Here is a 20,864-nt window from a genome sequence, read left to right on the forward strand (position 1 = left end):
TTAACTATTATTTTCATTTACTTTACAATCAATAGCTACATGCCACATTCCTGGGCTTGATGATTTAACTTTACGTGTATTTAGTATTTCAACTTCCTTGTTTTGTTTCTCACAAGCTATTTGTGCTCTTTTTATACCTTGTGAAAATCCATCTGAAAACTCGTAATAGTGAATGACTCCACCATCCTTGCATAATGAAACAGCCAAATCTAAGAATTCAGGTGCTAACCCTGGAAGATTCATAATAAGTCTATCGAATTTCTTTCCCTTTAATTCATTTAATGCAACTTCATTTGTATCACCACAAATTGCCGTGATGTGAGCATTAGGCGCCAACTTATTTAGCTTGATATTCTCATTCAAGTACTTAATCGCATATTCATTGATGTCCACTGCAGTTATGTTCACATTCTTTTCATGAGCGATTACAATTGGAAACGGTCCGATTCCTGCAAACATGTCAAGAATCTCTTCTCCATCTTGTGTTGCTTCTTGCACCCTTTTCCTTTCAGTAGCAAGTCTTGGTGAGAAATAAACGTTTTTCACATCCAATTTCAATCTAGTGCCATGTTCTTTATGGATTGTGATAGGAGTGTCCTCTCCAGCGATAAGTTCAAGTTCCCTTACTCTTATAACACCCTTAATTGCACTTTTTTTCATGTAAACAGTTTTTCGTTTAGTGAATTGGAGGGTTGCTTGACCTATTTCCTTTTTATGGGCTTCAAGATCTTCTGGAATCTCTACAATCACAACATCCCCAATGATGTCAAAGGATTTTTTAAGCTCTTCACTTTCCTCTTCACTTAATTTGCCTTTAAGAAGTTCTGTTATGCTTCTTGGAAATCTCTTTACAGTTTCGAGGTCTTCTTCTTGGCTTAAATCCATAATTTCGATTGTATAATTCTCATTTTGCTTAATGATTTCTTTCTTGCACTCTTCCATAACTTTTGAAAGCAATTCCTCATCTGTTCCTTCTTTAATGGGAATATGTCCGAAACCATTTTCGACTTTAATCTTATAGTCAAAGTCAATAATTTTATGATTTAGTACAATTTGTCTTGTCGCCTCTATATTCTGCACTGGAATTTTTAGTGTTAACATAATATCTTTTATTAAACTAGTTTTATCATTTATAATTTTCCTATTTGTTGTATAGGCCTTAAGTTTTATCAATCGTTATTTTGTTTAAATCGATACTTTTTCCGCATCGAATTTTCAATATTTTTTTATTATTTAATTAGTTTATTATTTTAAATTATTTTTCTCTTTTGAATAAATATTTAATTTTTATTGTTTTTAAGATTATCTTATCTTCAAAATGATTTTTTTGAAAAATCATATATATTGTTCTTTAACATTAATTTTATATATATAAAATTTTAGATTATATATTATACAATATTATTTTAGTATTATTTGGAAATATATTGATTAGGATTATCTTTAGGTGATAATTATGGGTTGTTTTAATGAGACAACTAGTGTGAAGATAAATAAGGAGAAAAAAGACCTTGCCAAATCAAAAGGATTGAAATTGCAGGATCTTTTGGACCATGCCCTTGATGAAGCCTTAGGTTTTAGCTATTATCCAATGAGTGAATTAAGGCTTATGGAAATAGATAATGAGATTGAATCTTTGAAGATTCAAAAGGAAAAGGCAATGATGGATTGTCAAAAGAAGATTGATATTCTTATCAGTGGCTTAATTGAATTTAAAGAGGAAGAGGCCGCTCAATACGATAGAAAAATTAGACAGTTGGAATTGGAAAAGGAATATAATAAACAGATGTTCTATAAGGATTAAGACTTATTAAAATTTTAATGGTTTAGGAGATTAATATGAAGAATATGGGATTTGGAATGATGAGATTGCCACAACTTGATGAAAATGATTTCTCAAGTGTAGATTTTGAACAAGTTAAGAAGATGGCAGATGTTTATATGGAAAACGGCTTCAATTACTTTGATACCGCTTATGCTTATCATGATGGAGCAAGTGAAGTTGCTTTAAGAAAAGCGGTCGTAGAACGTTATCCAAGGGACTCATTTGTAATTGCAGATAAGATGCCAACTTTCTTAATCACTGAAGAGTCTCAAGTGGAACCAATCTTCAAGGAACAATTGGAACGTTGCGGTGTAGATTACTTTGATTATTATATGATTCATAATGTAAGCAGCTTTTCTGAAGCAGGATGGAAATATGTAGATACCTTTGGTTTCTGTAAAAAGATGAAAGATGAAGGTAAAATCAAGAAGTTAGGTCTTTCCACTCATGCAAATGCAGAATTCCTGGACAATATATTGAAGGAACATCCTGAAATGGAATTTGTCCAATTGCAAATCAATTATCTTGACTGGGAAAATGATGGGGTAGAATCAAGAAAATGTGTTGAAGTTGCTCATAAGTATGGTTTGCCTATTATTGTTATGGAACCATTGAAAGGAGGATTCTTGGCAGATCTTCCTGAAGAAGCGGAGAAAAAATTGAAAGAGTATAATCCTGATGAATCTCCAGTATCTTGGGCATTGCGTTATGTAGCAGGAATCGATGGTGTGTTCATGGTATTGTCTGGTGCAAGCAGCTTGGAGCAAATGGAAGAAAACCTAGGTTTCATGGATGACTACAATCCACTTAATGAGGAAGAGCATAAGATCATTGAGGACGTAACTGAAATTATTAACAGTAATATTGCAATCCCTTGCACTAAGTGTAATTACTGCATTAGTTCATGTCCTTCAAATATCATGATTCCTAAATTGTTTGACTTGTATAACAACGAGAAGATTCAAGGTTTAAAGGTTGGTGAATTCACTGCAGTTGGAAATGCATATAGAAACTATTCATTTTTGGATGGGGTGGGAATTGCTTCTGACTGTACTGGCTGTGAAGCATGCATGAAGGAATGTCCTCAGCAACTTGATATTGCAAGCTTAATGCCCGAAGTTGCTAAAACCTTTGAAACAGAGGTTTATGGATTCACTAAGGATGATAATTAACCTTTTAAATTAATTTTTCCTTTTTTATTTTTATTCATTTAACAGTTATTCATTCTTATTTTTTTTTAATATAATGTTTTTTAATTTGGGGTTTTATAATGGAAATTTTAATGATTACAGGAAGTCCGCATAGAGATGGCACTTCAAATGTTTTAGCATGTGAATTTATTAGGGGTGCAGAGGAAGCAGGACATAATGTTTATAGATTTGACTCTGCTTTTGAAGATGTATCTCCATGCAGAGGATGTGATTCCTGCAGAGTTCATGGTGGAAAATGTGTTTATTCAGATTCTATGGATAATATTTATGATAAGATCATGTCTTCAGATATGATCGTTTTTGTTAGTCCATTGTATTATTTCGGTCTTTCAGCTCAAATAAAAGCGGTTATAGATAGATTTTATTCAATCAATTATGAAATCATGGGGGCTGGCAAGAAGTCTGCATTGCTTGCAACTGCAACTGATGGGAATGATTGGACCATGTCTGCACTTGAATTGAATTATGATAATATAGTTCGCTATTTGGGTTTTGAAGATTGCGGTAAAATATTGGCTACTTTCTGTTATTTAAAGCCAGATGTCATTAATTCAAACTATCCTAATATGGCTTATGAATTAGGCAAATCCCTTTAATATTTATTATTTTTTTAGTTAGGCAAATAGTTCTATATTATACGAATTTTCGCGAAACTTTAAATATAAGTTATGTATAAAATATTATTAGCTGTTTATAAAACAGCTACGCTTTTTTTTTAAAATAAAGTGGTGATGTATGGTGTAAAAAGGGTTGCTTTTTAACGTGAAGAGCAGGTTTATGGTGGGCCTGTGTTATTAAGCGCCCTTTTTTTATTAATCTATTTTTACTTTTTATTTAAAATTTAACCTTTTTTCGTTATTTTGTTGTAATTAGATTGATTTTATTAATATTATTTAAGTGATTTTATGTTTTATTTGGTTGGTTTAGGATTATTCGATGAAAAGGACATATCTTTAAAAGGTTTGGAAGCATTAAAAAAAGTGGATAAGGTTTATGCTGAGTTTTTCACTTCACGCTTATTCGGCTCTAATTTTGAAAAGATTGAATCAATTATTGGAAAGGAGATTATTGTTCTTGACAGAACTCAGGTGGAAGAAGAGTCAATCTTTTTAAGGGAAGCTAAAGATAAGGATGTTGCATTGATTACTGGTGGAGACCCTTTAATAGCTACAACACATTCTGATTTTCTAGTGGAATGTGCAAGAAATGATATTGATTTTGAAGTCATTCACGGATCAAGCATTTTATCTTCAGCACCAGCTATTTCAGGCCTTCAAGCATATAAGTTCGGTAAGGTCACTACCATTCCATTCCCTGATTTGGAGTATAATTATTTCCCTAAATCCCCGTATATATCTATTGAAGAGAACTTAAAGATGGATATGCATACCTTGGTCCTATTGGATATTCAAGCACATAATGATAAGTACATGACTGTAAATGAAGGGTTGGAAAATCTAATGGCCATTAAGGATAACCTTGACCATGAAGGACTTGTTAATGAGGAAACTCTAGCTATTGGTATTGCAAGAGTGGGATCTAAGGATAATCTTGTAAAGGCAGGATATGTTAAAGACCTAATTGATTTTGATTTTGGAGGTCCTCTTCATTGCATTGTAATTCCTTCCAAATTGCATATTGTTGAAGCCGAATATTTGGTGGAAGTTGCTGGGGCTCCTAAAGAAATCCTGGAGGATATCTGATTAATATGCTATTTTGCTTTAAATTTATCTTTTTTTAAAAATAGCAGTTGATCAGATAAATTGTAAAATTTATAAAAATAGCAATTGGTTAATAATCTTGTAAAAATTATAAAAATAATTAAATTAGAAAAAAATTGGAAAGAACATAGTAGTTAGTTTGTTAGTTTCTAATCTTTTAAATAATTTTTAAAATTTATTTTAAAATATAAATCATAAAAATTCCGTTTTACTATGTTCTTTTAATGAAAATTACTATAAATAATTTTATAATATTTTTCATTTCCCCAATGGATGTTAATCCTATACTTATTTTTATTTTTTTAATTAATAAATATTTTCATATTTTAGAACTATTTTTTATATAACTAATTATTAAAAATAATTAGTTTTTTATAAAAATATTAAAGTTTTCTTTAATATATTAGAAATATGATAATTAATTGTATTGCAAAACTTTTTTATAAATTTGGTTATGTTTAAAAAAAGAAATTTAAAATAAGAGGATATTTTTTATCATCTTTAAAAAATTAATAAGTACTTTTATAGTATTTAGGTAATTTGTATAAGAAATTGCACTTATGCAATATCAAGTTTTAAGGTAATTTATATAGGACTTTTTTATTAAGACAATAGTCAAATATCCTCTTATATTAATATTATTGATTAATAAATTATTTTTATTGGAGATTATAAATTTATTAATGATATGTAATTATATACACATCGTATAATATTATGTTATGAGAACTTATAAATCTTTCGTTTTAATTTTAGAGGATATAAAAATTAGATATTATTTAAGATATGAAATAATATTTATTTCATTAGGGAAATCTTTTGAAAATTAGTTAAGATCATTTTTATTTTCTATTTCTATTTGCGTTCAATTCATATCTTTTTGGGCTTCCAACATCTTCATGGGCCTGATTGATAATGTAAAGGAAAACTCTCTTGTTAAGGTTGTATTTTTTACTGAATTTTTTATAGAGGGCATATTTGCTTCTTCTATTTCCAAAATAGTCTATTTTTTCCAAGTATTCCTTTTTGATTTCATCAATTGGACTTGGATCTTCTTGATTGTTTTTGGAGTTCATGATTCAATTCCCCATTTAAAATTAGATTTTTAAAATTAGATTTTTAAAATTAGATTTTTAAAATAGATAATTATAATATGAATCTATTAATTCTATTAATTAATATGTTTATAAATTATATAAAATTTTCTTACTATCATAAAAATTTTGCAGATTTAATGAAAATCTGCATAAGAAGTTCATGGAAATTTTATAGGGATTGCATAAGTAATACTAAATATTTATATTTGAGTAAGTTAAATATTTAATATGTTGTATGAAATATCTTATTTTTTAAAAATCTTCTTTTTAAATTAATATTTCATTAACTTAAAATATTTAATCTATTATTTTAACTTTATTGGATTAAGGATTGATTAAATGGATTTAAATTTTGACTTTACAGAAAAAAGAGTAATACTCACAGTATTCTTCTGTATGGCTTTTACCATTGCAAACTTAATTACAGTTAAGATTATTAACATTAATTTCTTAGGTATGGAAACTCCTGCGGGAGTATTGATCTATCCTTTAGTATATATTTTAACTAACGTAATTGCTGATGTATATGGTGAAAGAGTTGCACAAAGAACCCTTGCATTAGGTATTGCTGCTGACGTATTATTCGTATTTATGACTACTTTAATATTATTCTTGCCATCCCCAGATTTCTTTACTGGTGATGCAGCATTATCCTTTGTATTTACTCAAACCCCAAGAATTCTTGTAGCTTCATACATTAGTTATTTAATTGGTAACTTAGTAAATGCAAGGTTGACTACTATTGTAAACAAAGGTAAAAGTTACTCATCTGGTATTAACTTAGCAGTTATTGCATTCAGTCAATTAATCGATAACTTTGTTTTTATCGGTTTAGCATTTGTTGGAATGTACTCTGTAGTGGACATTTTAATAATGATCATCACCCATTGGGCACTCAGTTTAGTATGGACTGTAATTGCACAGCCATTCACTTCAATGACTGTAAGATGGGCTGAAAAAGGAAAACCTGCTGAAGATTAATTAATTTAAAATTACTTATCAGATGAATATTAATTAGTTATATCAAATAAAAAATTAAATTAAAACATTTTTAAAATGTGAATCATTTTGTTTTCACATTTTAATATTTTCTTTTTTTATTGGAATTATATGGATTTATTTCTATTTTTCTATGAGGATATTTTTTTTTTATTAGAATTGTTATTAGGCTTTTTTTTAAATATAGGGTTAATGATGTTTTTAAATAATCATCATCTTTCCTGCATTTGTAAGGTAATATTTTTCATACTGTTTTGTTTGCCCTACCAAACCGTCTTCCATTAGGCTATTGATGTGCTTGTAGACCATAGCTCTTGAAATCCCTACATTCTTTCCAATTAGGATAGCGGTTTGCTCAGACTCTTCAAGGGTTTTTAGAATTTTCATTTTTGTTTTAGAGAGGTTTATGCTTAATTTAGGCATTTGTATCGCTTGGTCATTGAAGCAATAGTAAATGTGGTCTGCCCCTTCCTTATTTGCAACGAAGTTTAAGATGGAACCTATGAAGTTTCCATCAGTTGCAACAAAGATCTCATTTCCTTCTTCTTTTGAATTTCGAATAATGTATGTTAATTGCTTTGAAGCTTCAATGGCACTTGTTGTGCTGATTTTAATGTTTTCCTTCATCATGTACTGGTCAAGCAAGCTTGTTTCATTATAGTTTGTATATACGGATACCAATTTTTCGATTCTATTTTTCATAGCAATATCCAAAAGTTCTTTTCCCTTTAGGTTTGAAATCAGGATTCTCATATAATTCCCTCATTTTTTTTAAAATTTTAAATTTATTAGTGTTCAAGTTTTAATTCTATAATTTGTAGTATTGTTTATAAAATTATTATTTTATTTATTATTTTATTCAATTTTAATTGGCACTTTGTTTTCCGACTGGTGCCGATTAATTGAAATTTAAATTATATTTACACATGAAAATTATTTATAAATTTTTTTAAACAATATTTATTTTTTTACTTAATTTTTCTATATTTTCTATTTTTATTGTAAAATTATTGATTTTGTTCAAATATTTGTAGAAAAATATTATGATCTAATTTTAAATTTTTCCAATGTTTTTTATGAAATTTCCTATTCTTAAACAATTTTCAGTGTTGGAAAAATTAGCTTTTTTCCTTAATAATGGCCTATATTTTTTATTATTATTAAACTTTTCGTTTTTGTCTACCTTTAACATTGACTTGTCTATATTTTATTTTCGTTAATATTTTTTATTTTAAAGCTTTATTTGAGATATTTTCTATTTCTATTTTTAATTTTTTTAAATAGTTTAAAATTTGTATACCTTAAATATTGAATTGTAAATAAAAATTTTTTAAAAATAGGTACCTTTATATTGAATATTATTCAATTTATAATTAGGCATAAATCGGAAAAGGTTTTCCCCTATCATTTATGATGGTGTGATCTTGTCTGGAAATGTCTAAAGATATTATTTAAATTCTTTAAATAATGTTTTACTAATAATTAATTTACTAATATTTACTTATATTTGCTTAGAAATAGCTGAGAATAGTTAAATGTCTTTTGTAGTTAAGTATAGTTAGTTGAAATATAGTTGAATTTTATTAGCTATTTTTAATCAATAATAATTAATTATTAGTTAATTAATTATTTCAAATTTAAAAATATATTAAATTCATTTTTTTATTTAAACAAATGGAGATTAAATTATGTCCTATGTTGATGAAGTAATTGACTTAATTGTTAAAGAGAACCCTGATGAACCTGAGTTTCATCAAGCTGTAAAAGAAGTATTAGAATCTTTAAGAGTCGTAATCGAAGAAAACGAAGAACAATACAGAAAAGATGCACTTTTAGAAAGATTAGTCAACCCAGAAAGACAAATCAAATTCAGAGTCCCTTGGGTAGACGACAACGGTCAAGTACAAGTGAACACCGGTTACAGAGTACAATTCAACAGTGCAATTGGACCTTACAAAGGAGGTCTCCGTTTCCACCCTTCCGTAAATGTTGGTATTATTAAATTCTTAGGATTTGAACAAATCTTCAAAAACTCCTTAACCGGCCTTCCAATTGGTGGAGGTAAAGGAGGATCCAACTTTGACCCTAAAGGAAAATCTGATAGAGAAGTTATGGCATTCTGTCAAAGCTTTATGACTGAACTCTGCAAATACATTGGTGCTGACACTGACGTTCCTGCTGGAGATATCGGTGTAGGTGGTAGAGAAATCGGTTACTTATTCGGCCAATACAAAAGACTCCAAGGTTTATACGAAGGAGTGCTTACTGGTAAAGGATTAACCTTTGGTGGATCTCTTGCAAGAACTGAAGCAACTGGATATGGTTTATTATACTTCACTAACGCAATGTTAAAAGCAAATGACATCGATATTGCTGGAAAAACCATTGCAGTATCTGGTGCAGGTAACGTAGCTATTTACGCAATTCAAAAAGCTCAACAATTAGGCGGTAAACCTGTAACCTGTTCCGATTCCACCGGTTGGATTTACGACCCAGAAGGAATCGACGTAGAATTATTAAAAGAAGTTAAAGAAGTAAGACGTGAAAGATTAACTGCATATGCTGAAGCAAGACCATCCGCTGAATACCACGAAGGTAAAGGTGTATGGACTGTAAAATGTGACATTGCTCTTCCATGTGCTACTCAAAATGAATTACAATTAGAAGATGCTAAAACTTTAGTTGCTAACGGAGTAACTGCAGTTGCTGAAGGTGCAAACATGCCTACTACTATTGAAGCAACCGAATACTTACAAGAAAACGGTGTTTTATTCGCACCAGGTAAAGCTTCCAATGCAGGTGGAGTAGCTACTTCCGCACTTGAAATGTCTCAAAACTCCCAAAGATTATCCTGGACCTTTGAAGAAGTTGACTCAAAACTCCAAGGAATCATGGAAAACATCTTTGCTAATGTTGATGCGGCAGCTAAAGATTACGGATTTGAGAAAAACTATGTAGTTGGAGCTAACATTGCTGGATTCTTAAAAGTAGTTGACGCAATGAATGCTCAAGGAATCGTATAGAACTTCTCTATACTCCCTATTCTTCTTTTTTTTCGAATAGTTTTAAAACTGTTTTTTATTCTTTTTTTATTCTTAATTTATAATCTATTTTTCATTATTTCATTTTTTCAATTCTATTAATTTCTTTTTTTTTAAAAATTTTTATATTTTATTAAAACCAATTTATAATTATGTTAGAACTTAATGAATTATTGGATATTTTCAATGCTGGTGATGCATTGGTTATGGACGTGGAAGCTGCTGATGCATGCAATTATTACAGTATAGAAGCTCAAAAGATCACTTGTGAATTAAATTATAATTTTCATGATTTTGATGAAAGGAGAGAATTGTTCTCTAAGCTAATCGGTAAGGAACTCGATGAGGAATTTAGGGTTTTCACTCCATTTTTCACAGATTTCGGCAAGAACATTCACCTTGGTAAAAATGTCTTTATCAATGCAGGATGCAAGTTCCAAGATCAAGGTGGAATCTATATTGGGGATGATGTGTTGATTGGTCATAATGTTGTTATGGCTACATTAAATCATGATGAAAATCCACAGAATCGGGCTAATTTAATTGCAGCTCCAATCAAGATTGGAAACAATGTTTGGATTGGTTCAAATGCAACAATTTTGCCTGGAGTTACAATAGGTGACGGTGCAATCATTGCAGCCGGGGCAGTTGTGACAAAAGATGTAGATGAATGTTCCATTGTTGCTGGAATTCCTGCTAAATTTATTAGAAAGGTTAAAACAGATGAATAATTGATTTCAATTATTCCTAAACCTTATTAAGTAGAATAATCTTTTTAATGATTTTGAATATAATAATATTATTATAAATTACTTTTATTCACATTTCAATTAGGTGATTGTTTTGACTACATTTGAATCAATAGAAGAAGCAAGAGAATTTTTCAATGGAGATAAATTTGCAGCAAAATTGGGGATTCAGTTAGATGAGCTTGGAGAGGATTATTGCATTTGCAGTGTAGAGGTCAAGGAGGATTTCAGAAACGGTTTCGGTGCTGTAATGGGTGGAGCAATTTTCACTCTTGGAGATTTTGCATTTGCAGTGATGTCCAATCAACTGCATAAGTTGACAGTAGGTCTTCAAGTAAGCATAAACTATTTAAGCGGAGCAAAAGGAGAAAAGCTTATAGCAAAAGCTACAGTCCGTAAAGATGGGAGAACAACCTCTGTCATAAATGTTGACATTACAGATGACACAGGTAGGGAAATTGCCCAGTTTGTTGGAACAGGATATAAAATGTAGATTTTTATTAAAAATAAATTTTTCAATTAAATATAAATTATTTTTATTAATGGACAATAAATAATATAATTAAGCGATTAATTGATTTTGGTGATAAAATTACAAAAGATCAAAGAAGCAGTTTAAACCCATTCACTGGCAAAAGTCATTTTGATATAGTAAATGATGATAAGTTTCTAGAGGATTCCTATAGGCAATATTGCAGTATGGTCCAACAGGCTCAAGTTCTAGACAATGCGCCTGAAGGTCAATTGGTTAGGGCTGTTGCTGTAAGATTGATTAAGGCAGTGGAAGCATATCTTACACAAATTGGTAGAATGGACTATATTCAAGATTATTATGATTGGGATGTGCATTTATTGGCTGATAAAACAGTAAATGCATTTTGTATGCCTGGTGGAAAAATAGTGATGTTTTCAGGCATTCTTTCTATTGCAAATGCTGAAGAGAGAATAGCTTTCATTTTAGGTCATGAAATGGCACATGCATTGCTTGACCATTCAAGAACCCGTGCAAGTGTAGAAAGTGCTAAAAACACTGTTGCAACTGCTGGTTACTTTGGAAGCTTCATTTTAGATATCTTTGGTTTAGGTGCTATAGGAGACATTACAAGAGCATCAATCAATGCTGCAAACATCGGGTCTGACTTTTTATTCGTAAAGCCATTCGGAAGAGACCAGGAATTGGAAGCAGACAGACTAGGTATGTTGATCATTCATTGGGCAGGTTATGACATTAGTGGCATTCCTGCATTTTGGGAAAATATGAGTCAAAGAGGAGGAAATAATTTTGAATTCTTCTCAACACACCCTTCTGATGAAAAAAGGATTGCAAACATGAAAGCTTTAATCGCTGAGATTGACAGTGATAAGGATTTCACTAAAGGGCCTGTAATCGGTGATGCTAAACCAACAGCAGAATACGGTAAAGCAAATCCGACTACCCCTAATGCTTCAAAAGCCAATGTATGTCCGAAATGTGGAACTCAAATTGGTTCTGGAGACAATTTCTGTACCAATTGCGGTCAAAAGATTCAATAATTTTTAATCTAATTTAAAAAGTTTATTTTTTTAACTTTTTATCTTTTTATTCTTTTTTTTTTAATTTTTCACGTTCTTATAAAAACCTAATCAAACAATTCTTTAATCAAATATCTGCTTTTTTCTTCACTGTTCATGTTCTGTATTTTATAGTAATTCAAGAATCCCTCTTGAATATCATATACAAAAAACATTTTTCCATTTAATATTCCAATGTCAATTCCTTTAAAGAAGACATATTTTAAGTACAAATTAATCAGTTCCCTAGCTTCAAATTCTCCTTCTAAGTTTGCAAACAGATTGGATACAAACATGTCATGGGCTGTAAATGTGTCGAAGCGATAATAATTTTGACAAGCTCTCTCGGCATTGTTCAGATTGACTTCTAGGATATTAAAGAGCTTTTCAAATAACTTGTCATTTATGTTTGAATATTGATTTTTTATCTCATCATCAATTTCCTCATCCTCAAGGAATCTCATTATTCCATCTTCTTCAATTCTTCTCTTATATATAATTATCTCTTCATTGATGGTGTAATATGAATCCTTGATTTCCTCACAGTTTACATTGATTCCATTCACTTTCCTTTTTTCCTCATACTTCTTGTTTCTGTAATTCAATTGTCTCGGACTGCTTTCCCTTGTTGATTTTCTGATTTTTATTGGAGGAATTACCTTTTTGAAGAAATCTATCTTAAAGCTGTATTCTGTGTAGTAATCATAGTTTCTACACAGATATTCATTGTACTTCTCCTTATCTTCCAAGCAATTGTTTAGCTTGATGATTTTTCCGACTATGATTCCAAATAGTATTCCTTCCTTGAATATTTCATCATATGCCTGCTTAATTTTCTCTTGAAGCTCATCATATTCGTATCGGATTATGTCATTGGATTCAAGCAATATTTCAAGATCCATATTCACATCAATAAGATAATTGTGAATATTGTCTTCAACTCCCATGTTTTTCAATACAGGTTCTGTTATTTCCAAATGCTTTTCGTAAAGTTCATAGATTTCATTTATTAAATAGCTCATGATTTCACCTTTTTGATTCATAAATTCCTTTTATAAACACCCCCATGAATCCATAAATCCATTAATTTCATTTATTCCAATTATTCCATTAATTCCATATCCATAGATTTAAATGCTGACTTTGGTGTCGTATTTCTTATAGATATAATCGCTATGCTCCTTTTGAATATACATCATCGTTTCAGTTTCGGATAAGTTTTCCAATAGCTCATAAGGTATGATGTCCCTTTGAATATCTTCAATAACCAATCTCAGTCCGGTTCTGATTCCTATATCCAAACCCATATCTATCATGTATTCAAAGTAGTCTTCGATTATCTTCTTGATTTTATATTTCCCTCTTTTCTCTTTGAAAAATCTGGATTTTATTAATGGCCTTAAATTTTCACCATCAATTCGAATCTTTTTATTTGCTGTAAATTTGGCTTTTTTCCTATCTATTTCAAATTCATCTAAGAACTCTTCAAAAAGAATCTTCTTCAATTCCTTATGGTTATCATCAATTATTTTGGAGATGTATGCAACTGCGGATATTTCAACTTCAAGTTTGCTTGGATCATCATTTACAGATACTTTGAGTCTTCCAATCCCATCTTCCTCAACTTTTTCAAAATCGGATTTTGATTCATCAAAAGGAGGATAATATTCATGGTATTCCTTTAGATTTATATCAAAAATTTCACTTTTGCTTAGAGGAAATTCCAAGATTTTCTTTATCATATGAGCTTTGCCAAAGCCAATGCCCAATAATATCCCTTCCTTAATAATTTTCTCATAAAAAACATCTATAAGCTTAAAGGAATCCACTTCTTCATTTAAGAGATTAACACTATCTAAAATGACTATCAAATCGTTGTTTATATTTGGATACAGGAGACACTCCACATCAATTCCAAAGTGCTTTGTCATAAGGATGATGTTGTCATTTTCCTGCTTTTTATACTCTTGAAAAATTTCATCAATCATATATTTCACCTTAATAATGCTTAATGTTCTTTATTTTTTTATTTATCTTCATAATATAAATTATTATCGTTTATAAAAACTTTTTAGGATATTATAATAAAATTAAAGCAATTTTACAACTTTATTTTAATATTGATATCATTTCGTAATTTTTTGGTAAATTTTAAATCCTATAAAGTCTTTTTTATAGATGTTTATATTGAAAAATAAGCTTTAAAATAGTTCAATAAAAAAATTTTCTTAAAAGCAGTGTTTGAAAAATTTTTAAAATTTCCAATTCTTTATTTTTATAATTTTTATAAAATTTTAATAAATTTGCTATTATGGCATGGGTGATGTTGATAAGGTTTGTTTTGTTTTTTAAAAAAAGTTTTAGATATAAAATAATGAAGTGGATGTTTGATTAAATTAATATTCTAAAGAATAACTATTGAAAATATTGGTCGCATTTTTATTTAAATTAATAGAATTTATTTTGTGATTTTCCGCTTTTGTGATTATTATGTTTTTTCATATGATGTTTGTAAGAATCAGCAACTGCTCAACATAATTTAATTTTTATCCTCTCATCTAGTCTTGAGGTTCTTTTTCTTGAACTGTAATTGAAAATGAGGAATAGCTATTTTTATCAATCACTGGTGAGATTCCTCTGAATATGCATTCAAAGTCTCCAGTTCCTGCAATATTGAACTGAATGTCTTCTCCCAAGTTAAATTCCTCAAAGTAGTTCATAGTTTTAGTTGAATCTTCTACCGGAACGATGATATTGATTATCATTGATTGCTCTTTTTCATATATTTTCACGCCATTTAAATTGATGGATAATTCCTTTACTCTTGGATGTTTAATGTTTCCATACTGTTTTTTGAATATTACATAATTGTTTTCTTTCATAATACCACATCTTAATAGTTATTTATATAAATTTTGTTTAATATATATATAGTTATAAGTAATAAACAATTTAAACTAATTAATTTTTAAATAAAAATAATTTAAGAATTTGTGATAAAATGAACGATAATATAAAAAATTCTCAAGGAGTGGATTCCATATTAGGAGATCCTAAGAAGGCGTTATGGAAGATGTCCATTCCACTTATCATCTCATTGTTTATCACAAGTCTTTATAGCGTAATCGATGCCATTTGGGTATCTAGCTTAGGTGCAGATGCCTTGGCGGGTGTTGGTTTTGTAAGCCCTATTTTCATTGCACTCATGGGAATCGGTAATGGTTTAGGTGCAGGTTCTGCCTCTGCCTTATCAAAGTATATTGGTGAGGAAAATAGGCAGAAGGCAAATAACGGAGCCATTCATACTATTTTTATTACAGTAATCATTTCAGTAATTGCAACAATCATGCTACTTATTTTCCTAAATGACATTCTGCTTGGAATGGGTGCAGGAAGCACAATTGGCTATGCAATGGATTATGGGGTAATCCTATCCTTAGGTTCAATTCTTGTTATCTTATCAAATGCCTTATATGGGGTCCTTAGGGGAGAAGGTGATGCAAGCAGGACAATGTATGCAATGCTCTTTTCTTCAATTTTAAATATGGTATTAGACCCGATTTTTATTTATGGTCTGAATTTAGGCGTTAAAGGAGCAGCTATTGCAACATTGATTTCCCTATTGCTTGTAAATATTATTTTGTTTTATTGGTTCTATGTTAAGAAGGACACTTACTTAAAGCCATTCTTATCCAATTATAGATTTAGCAAATCAATTTCTATTGATATCTTGAAAGTGGGGTTGCCGGCAAGTTTGGAACTAATAAACAATGCATTGTTTGCGGCATTGTTCTCACTTTTGCTTGTTGTCGTGGCTTCAACTGATGCTGTTGCAGTATATTCAACTGGATGGAGAGTTGTGACAATTGCAACCACTCCTATCATTGCAATAGCTACAGCCTTGATATCCGTTGTAGGTGCAAATTATGGTGCTAAAAAGTATGATGAGATTTTGGTTGCTCATAGATATTCCATGAAAATAGCTATTCTATTTGGTTTTATAGCTGCTATGGTCGTTTATCTATTTGCTCCTCAGATAGTTTCAGTCTTTGCATACACAGGTACAAGCACAAGATTGACTCCACCGCTAATTGCATTCCTATCAGTGATAGTAATTTATTTCCCAACAATGGGTTATGGATGCACATCAACATTTGTTTTCCAAGGAACTGGAAATGGTATAACTGCAATGTTTCAGACAATCTTAAGGGAAACTGTTTTCACTCTTGCATTTGCTATACTTTTAGCTATTGTATTGGGCTATGGAGAATATGGTGCTTGGTGGGGAATAATCCTTGGTGAGATTGTTGTAAATACAATAACAATGGTCTGGGCAGATTTGCATATTAAAAGATTGATTAAATCCAATAAGGAGTAATTCTGGAAGATCATATCTTCACAAAATATTTTATTTTTTTCAATGTTTCATCAATGCTCTCCTTGAAAGGAACATATCTCTCTTTAATGTCTGGAGAAACATAATTGTCAAGTTCATCTTCAGGAACCAAATAATAATTTCCATTATGTTGCACTGTCAATTCTGTGTGGCTTCTGTTGAATCTCACAAGATTGACATTTTCATTTGATTTCACTAAATCATCGAATGGGAAACGAATTATAATTGGAGTGTTAAACCCTATTCCGAATTCCAAAAGGAGCAATTTTCCATTCAGTGCCTTTTGTCTAAAATCGATGTAATTCCTGTTCTGTTCATGCCACTCTTCATCCTCTACAAAGAAACTGTCTTTTCTTAAGTTCAAATCCATTTCCTCTCCGCAAACTGGGCATATTGGAACAAGTTCGCTTGGTATTTTCAAGTCCCCATCAGTCTTTTCCATCATTTCCAAAATCAATTCCTCATCATCATATAGTTTATTGTGGCATGCTTTTGAGCATTGTATTTTGCTGTATGTTCCCTGTGCTCTAAAGAATCTATCCTTGTCAAATCCGGATTTCAGGAATTGGTCATCAGTATTTGTTGTTATCACGAAATAATTCTTATCTTTCACTATGCTGAAGAGTTTTTTATAAAGATCGGTTCCATCCATTCCAATATTGTTTACATAAACGTGCTTTGCAAAATATGCCCATCTTTCCTCTGGGCTTTTAAATGGGTAGAACATTGAAGTGTACATATCTTGGAATCCATATTTTTCAATAAATTCCAGAAAATTGTCTGTAAATCTTTTTCCTGCATATTCAACTCCTGCAGCAGTTGATAATCCTGCTCCAGCTCCTATTAGTATGTAATCCGAATCATCAATCAATTCTTTTAATTTTTCCACTCTTTTATAGTAGTCTTCCATGTAATTCCCCCTATTCTAGATTTCTTCTGTAGATTTCTGTAGCTTCATCTGAAAATGTATTGAAGATTATCCTTTCAATGCTTGTATTTGGATTGTTCATCAGATAGTTCCTTACAGTTTCAATAGCTAATTTGGATGCTTGGTCTTTTGGAAAGTTGAATACTCCTGTGGATATAGAACAAAAAGCTATTGATTTTAGCCCATTTTCCTCTGCAAGTTCTAAACAAGATTCATAACAGCTTTCAAGCTCATTTATTTCCCTTTCATTAGGTTCCTGTCCATAGGTAATTGCAGGCCCTACAGTATGGATGACATATTTTGAAGGAAGGTTATACGCAGAGGTGATTTTTGCATTTCCATTTGGCTCTTCATGGCCTTGTTCTTGCATGATTTTATAGCAGTCCATTCTTAACTGGAATCCTGCAGCTGAATGAATCTGATTGTCAATGCAATTGTGCAGTGGAATGAAGCATCCTAACATTTGACCATTAGCTGCATTTACAATTGCATCCACCTTAAGGCAAGTTATGTCTCCTTGCCACAATGCTATCTTTGACTCTATTTCATCATGATTCTGGCTAATCGGATTTATGTCCATACATGAAACCAAATCCTTATTGCTTGTTTCTTCACTGAGAATCTTGTCTTTAATCTCATAGAATTTATCACTTAAATGAACTGGGGTTTTTGTATTCATCAATGCTCTAAGCAATTTTCTCTTTTCTTCATAGTCATTAGGGATTTCCATATTATTGTCTATTCTTTCATTGGTGGAAATCAATTCATTTATGAGAAAATCTATTTCAATGTTTTTATCAAATTCTTTCATCTTTAACCTCATGAATCATCTTTCTTTCTTATATTAATTATTGTTCGTATATATTTAAATCTTTTTTGTAACTGGGAAGTAACTTGATTTTGTTAATTTTGACAGTTTTTTATCTTTAAATGTAGTAAAAATACTTAATTTGATTAATAATTATCTATTTTCATTTAAATAGTAAAATCTTTATATTTCATTGCATAAATCTAGAATTAATTATATAAATTAATTTAAGGGTTGTTTTAAAATGGAATTCAATATTGTAAAGGAATTAAATGGGCAATTTGATCCTATTGTCTTAATTAAAGCTGATGAAAAGCCAGATGATGCGTTGGCTCCTAAAGCAGGTAGAGGCGGTTGTGTAATGTCTCTTGTTGGGCAAACCATTGCTAAGAGAAAAGTCACTGCTTTTGGTCGTGAAAACATAACTTGCGGAGGAGTGTCTGCAGGTTTTGGTTGGGGAACTGGATTCAAGACAGATGAAGACAGAGCATTTCAAGCTACATTTTTATCTTTAGGTACAGAATCAGCTAAAGATAAGGATGCATTTCTTCATAGGTTAAGCTTCATGCCGAAGCCAACTCAGGAAATGTTTAAGAAAGGGGAAAGAATCTTTTCAGATTTTGATACAGCTTATGAAAACATCAAGAACAGGCCTTTATATGATGAAGGACAGTATGTAATCTTCAAGCCGATAGAACTTCTTGAAGAAGGGGAAATTCCAGATTCTGTCGTATTCACATTAAACACTATGGAATTATCTGCAATTCTTCAATTGAACGGTTCATTCAGAACTGAAAGCGCTCATATAATGACTCCTCAGGCATCTGCTTGTCAAGCTATTGGTGCATTCACTTTTGAGCAAAATGGGAGTGATGATCCCGTTCCTGTATTAAGTCCGCTTGACTTTGCAGCAAGAGCTCATATGAGAAGATTGATTCCAGATGAATACATGAACTTGTCCATGCCTTGGAAATTATTCTTGAAATTAGAGGAGCTTAGTAAAAAAAGTGTTTTCCAAACTCATTTCTGGGATGATTTTGGAAATAAATAAAATAAAAAAGCTTTATTTTTAATAAGTAAAAAACTAAAATTTCATTTTTTATAATGAAATTTCACTTAAATTTTTTTATAAACTATTTTTATACATAAACATAACGTACAACATATCTTGTTTGATATTTTGGTTGGGTAGTATAATTATATTTGTAATATGTTGTGTTATTTGTTGTGACATTTAATGGTTTAAAATATTTTATAGTAAACTCATCATATTCTATTGATTGCTTATATTTGTTATCCCCTGGGAAAATTGCTGAAACTTTATAAGTTCCATTTTTTAAATTCTCCATATATCCTTCTCCCCATCCATCAGTAGTTAAATTATATTCCTTTGTAATGTTTTGTTCATCAGTTAAATTTACAAGAATAGTTTTATTCTCAATTTCAATCCTTTTTGACGTATCATTTGAGTGGTCAGTGTAACTCAAGAAAATATGTATCTCTTCTGTGCCATTTGGATTAGAATAATCAACACCACTGCATTCTATGTCAGTATCGACTTGGGAGTTAATAAAAATACTAATCCTGCTATTATGATTATTAATGCAAGAATAATTAAAATCCATTTTTTATTAAATATTCCTTTTGGTTTTTCATCTTCCATTCCATCACACCCATTAAGATTTAAGTAAATTGAACAACCTTTATTTTTTTAAGATTTTAATATTATAATTAATATTCAAATTCAGTATATAATTATATGTAACTATGAATATGTAATTTTAATGAATATTTTCTAAAATAAGTTTTAATTAAAATAGGATTATTAAATTGAAGAAATTTTTTAAAAAAAGTTAAAAAAAAAGAAATAAGAAGTAAGTTAATTATCTTAATTGACTTACTTTAATTAATGATTCGATTGGGACTCCATCCACTTCTTCGAGTCCTGATTTATCGATTAAAACAGTTACTACAATTGGATTTCCACCATGGTCTTTAACTACTTTAATTACATCAGTAATTGTGTCACCACTGGTAGTTACGTCATCAACAATAACTATTCTTTTACCTTCTACAGTACCAAAGTTGCTGCTTATAGCCCCTTCATCGCTGTTAGCTGGGTTGGTTCTGTGTTTTTTAGGGTGGAAAATAGATATGCATGTTGTGGTTCCAGTCAATTCTTCAATTACGTCAGCCATCATGGTTGCAAATGGAACTCCACTGGTTGCAATTCCTACAACAAGGTCAATTTCACCATGTTTCAATGCAATGTCACTTAAAGCTGCTGCAACGTATCTGAGTCTGCTTGCACTACCTCCTAAACTGTTCCAGTTAATTGCAATGTCAACAGGTGCTTCTGTTTGTGCAGGCTCTTCTTTTCTTTGTAATGTTAACCATTGTGCAGTATCCATTGATACATTAAGCTCATCAGCTATTTCACCAGTTGTGAATCCATGGTTTCTAAGTTCCTGAGCTCTGTTAATAAGATCTTGGTTCATTTTTTTACCTCATTAATCATAAATTTCATTAAATATTTTA

The 20,864-nt window shown here is 30.5% G+C and carries 21 protein-coding genes; 11 read left to right on the forward strand and 10 right to left on the reverse strand.

Features of this window, described 5'->3' with window-relative positions; translation table 11 throughout:
* Nucleotides 1-1,101, reverse strand: coding sequence for a class I SAM-dependent methyltransferase (locus VW161_RS03670; RefSeq protein WP_304093004.1), 1,101 nt, complete (start codon nt 1,099-1,101; stop codon nt 1-3).
* Nucleotides 1,102-1,456: 355 nt separating this feature from the next.
* Between VW161_RS03670 and VW161_RS03675 the strand changes: the two genes are divergently transcribed.
* The 4 genes from VW161_RS03675 (at nt 1,457) to dph5 (ending at nt 4,739) form a co-directional block, all read left to right on the forward strand.
* Nucleotides 1,457-1,804 (forward strand): hypothetical protein, encoded by a 348-nt coding sequence (locus VW161_RS03675; protein ID WP_304086160.1) that lies wholly within the window; start codon nt 1,457-1,459, stop codon nt 1,802-1,804.
* Nucleotides 1,805-1,839: 35 nt separating this feature from the next.
* Nucleotides 1,840-2,997, forward strand: a complete 1,158-nt coding sequence (locus tag VW161_RS03680; RefSeq protein ID WP_304093001.1) for an aldo/keto reductase — start codon at nt 1,840-1,842, stop codon at nt 2,995-2,997.
* A gap of 98 nt (nt 2,998-3,095) precedes the next feature.
* Nucleotides 3,096-3,632 (forward strand): flavodoxin family protein, encoded by a 537-nt coding sequence (locus tag VW161_RS03685; RefSeq protein ID WP_304102821.1) that lies wholly within the window; start codon nt 3,096-3,098, stop codon nt 3,630-3,632.
* 309 nt (nt 3,633-3,941) lie between these two features.
* A complete protein-coding gene (gene dph5 / locus VW161_RS03690; protein WP_304086154.1) occupies nt 3,942-4,739 on the forward strand; it encodes a diphthine synthase in 798 nt (265 codons plus the stop codon).
* Nucleotides 4,740-5,599: 860 nt separating this feature from the next.
* On the opposite strand, the gene VW161_RS03695 is transcribed toward dph5, so the two are convergent.
* A complete protein-coding gene (locus VW161_RS03695) occupies nt 5,600-5,833 on the reverse strand; it encodes a hypothetical protein (RefSeq protein WP_304087327.1) in 234 nt (77 codons plus the stop codon).
* Nucleotides 5,834-6,193: 360 nt separating this feature from the next.
* Here VW161_RS03695 and VW161_RS03700 point away from each other — a divergent pair, with 360 nt between their 5' ends.
* Nucleotides 6,194-6,835 carry a queuosine precursor transporter gene (locus tag VW161_RS03700; protein WP_304102824.1) on the forward strand — a complete coding sequence of 214 codons (642 nt, stop codon included), beginning with the start codon at nt 6,194-6,196 and terminating at the stop codon, nt 6,833-6,835.
* Between the two features lie 219 nt (nt 6,836-7,054).
* On the opposite strand, the gene VW161_RS03705 is transcribed toward VW161_RS03700, so the two are convergent.
* Nucleotides 7,055-7,606: a helix-turn-helix domain-containing protein gene (locus tag VW161_RS03705; RefSeq protein WP_304087331.1), complete on the reverse strand. Its 552-nt coding sequence runs from the start codon at nt 7,604-7,606 to the stop codon at nt 7,055-7,057.
* 935 nt (nt 7,607-8,541) lie between these two features.
* Here VW161_RS03705 and gdhA point away from each other — a divergent pair.
* The 4 genes from gdhA to VW161_RS03725 all read left to right on the forward strand — a co-directional run bounded on the left by gdhA (nt 8,542) and on the right by VW161_RS03725 (nt 12,176).
* The gene (gene gdhA / locus VW161_RS03710; protein WP_304087333.1) at nt 8,542-9,876 is read left to right on the forward strand and encodes an NADP-specific glutamate dehydrogenase; all 1,335 of its coding nucleotides are present in this window, start codon (nt 8,542-8,544) and stop codon (nt 9,874-9,876) included.
* Between the two features lie 170 nt (nt 9,877-10,046).
* Nucleotides 10,047-10,625, forward strand: a complete 579-nt coding sequence (locus VW161_RS03715; RefSeq protein WP_304087335.1) for a sugar O-acetyltransferase — start codon at nt 10,047-10,049, stop codon at nt 10,623-10,625.
* Nucleotides 10,626-10,737: 112 nt separating this feature from the next.
* A complete protein-coding gene (locus VW161_RS03720; protein WP_304087336.1) occupies nt 10,738-11,136 on the forward strand; it encodes a PaaI family thioesterase in 399 nt (132 codons plus the stop codon).
* A 206-nt stretch (nt 11,137-11,342) separates the two neighbouring features.
* A complete protein-coding gene (locus VW161_RS03725) occupies nt 11,343-12,176 on the forward strand; it encodes a M48 family metalloprotease (protein WP_304102827.1) in 834 nt (277 codons plus the stop codon).
* An 86-nt stretch (nt 12,177-12,262) separates the two neighbouring features.
* On the opposite strand, the gene VW161_RS03730 is transcribed toward VW161_RS03725, so the two are convergent.
* From VW161_RS03730 to VW161_RS03740, 3 genes are all read right to left on the reverse strand, one after another.
* The gene (locus tag VW161_RS03730) at nt 12,263-13,216 is read right to left on the reverse strand and encodes a hypothetical protein (protein ID WP_304087340.1); all 954 of its coding nucleotides are present in this window, start codon (nt 13,214-13,216) and stop codon (nt 12,263-12,265) included.
* Between the two features lie 108 nt (nt 13,217-13,324).
* Nucleotides 13,325-14,182, reverse strand: coding sequence for a hypothetical protein (locus VW161_RS03735; protein WP_304104954.1), 858 nt, complete (start codon nt 14,180-14,182; stop codon nt 13,325-13,327).
* A 570-nt stretch (nt 14,183-14,752) separates the two neighbouring features.
* Nucleotides 14,753-15,076 (reverse strand): hypothetical protein, encoded by a 324-nt coding sequence (locus VW161_RS03740; protein WP_304087344.1) that lies wholly within the window; start codon nt 15,074-15,076, stop codon nt 14,753-14,755.
* A 119-nt stretch (nt 15,077-15,195) separates the two neighbouring features.
* Between VW161_RS03740 and VW161_RS03745 the strand changes: the two genes are divergently transcribed.
* Nucleotides 15,196-16,572, forward strand: coding sequence for an MATE family efflux transporter (locus VW161_RS03745; protein ID WP_304092978.1), 1,377 nt, complete (start codon nt 15,196-15,198; stop codon nt 16,570-16,572).
* 10 nt (nt 16,573-16,582) lie between these two features.
* Here the strand turns inward: VW161_RS03745 and VW161_RS03750 are convergent, their stop codons facing one another.
* Nucleotides 16,583-17,500, reverse strand: coding sequence for an SIR2 family NAD-dependent protein deacylase (locus VW161_RS03750; RefSeq protein WP_304092975.1), 918 nt, complete (start codon nt 17,498-17,500; stop codon nt 16,583-16,585).
* 10 nt (nt 17,501-17,510) lie between these two features.
* On the reverse strand, nt 17,511-18,329 hold the full coding sequence (locus VW161_RS03755; protein ID WP_325192720.1) for a protein-ADP-ribose hydrolase: 819 nt from the start codon (nt 18,327-18,329) through the stop codon (nt 17,511-17,513).
* Between the two features lie 241 nt (nt 18,330-18,570).
* On the opposite strand from VW161_RS03755, the gene VW161_RS03760 reads away from it, so the two are divergent.
* A complete protein-coding gene (locus VW161_RS03760) occupies nt 18,571-19,377 on the forward strand; it encodes a DUF169 domain-containing protein (RefSeq protein ID WP_325192721.1) in 807 nt (268 codons plus the stop codon).
* Between the two features lie 88 nt (nt 19,378-19,465).
* Here the strand turns inward: VW161_RS03760 and VW161_RS03765 are convergent, their stop codons facing one another.
* Both VW161_RS03765 and VW161_RS03770 read right to left on the reverse strand, forming a co-directional pair.
* A complete protein-coding gene (locus VW161_RS03765) occupies nt 19,466-19,813 on the reverse strand; it encodes a hypothetical protein (protein ID WP_304104947.1) in 348 nt (115 codons plus the stop codon).
* 396 nt (nt 19,814-20,209) lie between these two features.
* Nucleotides 20,210-20,824, reverse strand: coding sequence for an orotate phosphoribosyltransferase-like protein (locus tag VW161_RS03770; RefSeq protein ID WP_292787476.1), 615 nt, complete (start codon nt 20,822-20,824; stop codon nt 20,210-20,212).
* Nucleotides 20,825-20,864: the final 40 nt, after the last annotated feature.

The organism is Methanobrevibacter ruminantium (genome assembly GCF_016294135.1).
Classification (GTDB): domain Archaea; phylum Methanobacteriota; class Methanobacteria; order Methanobacteriales; family Methanobacteriaceae; genus Methanobrevibacter; species Methanobrevibacter ruminantium_A.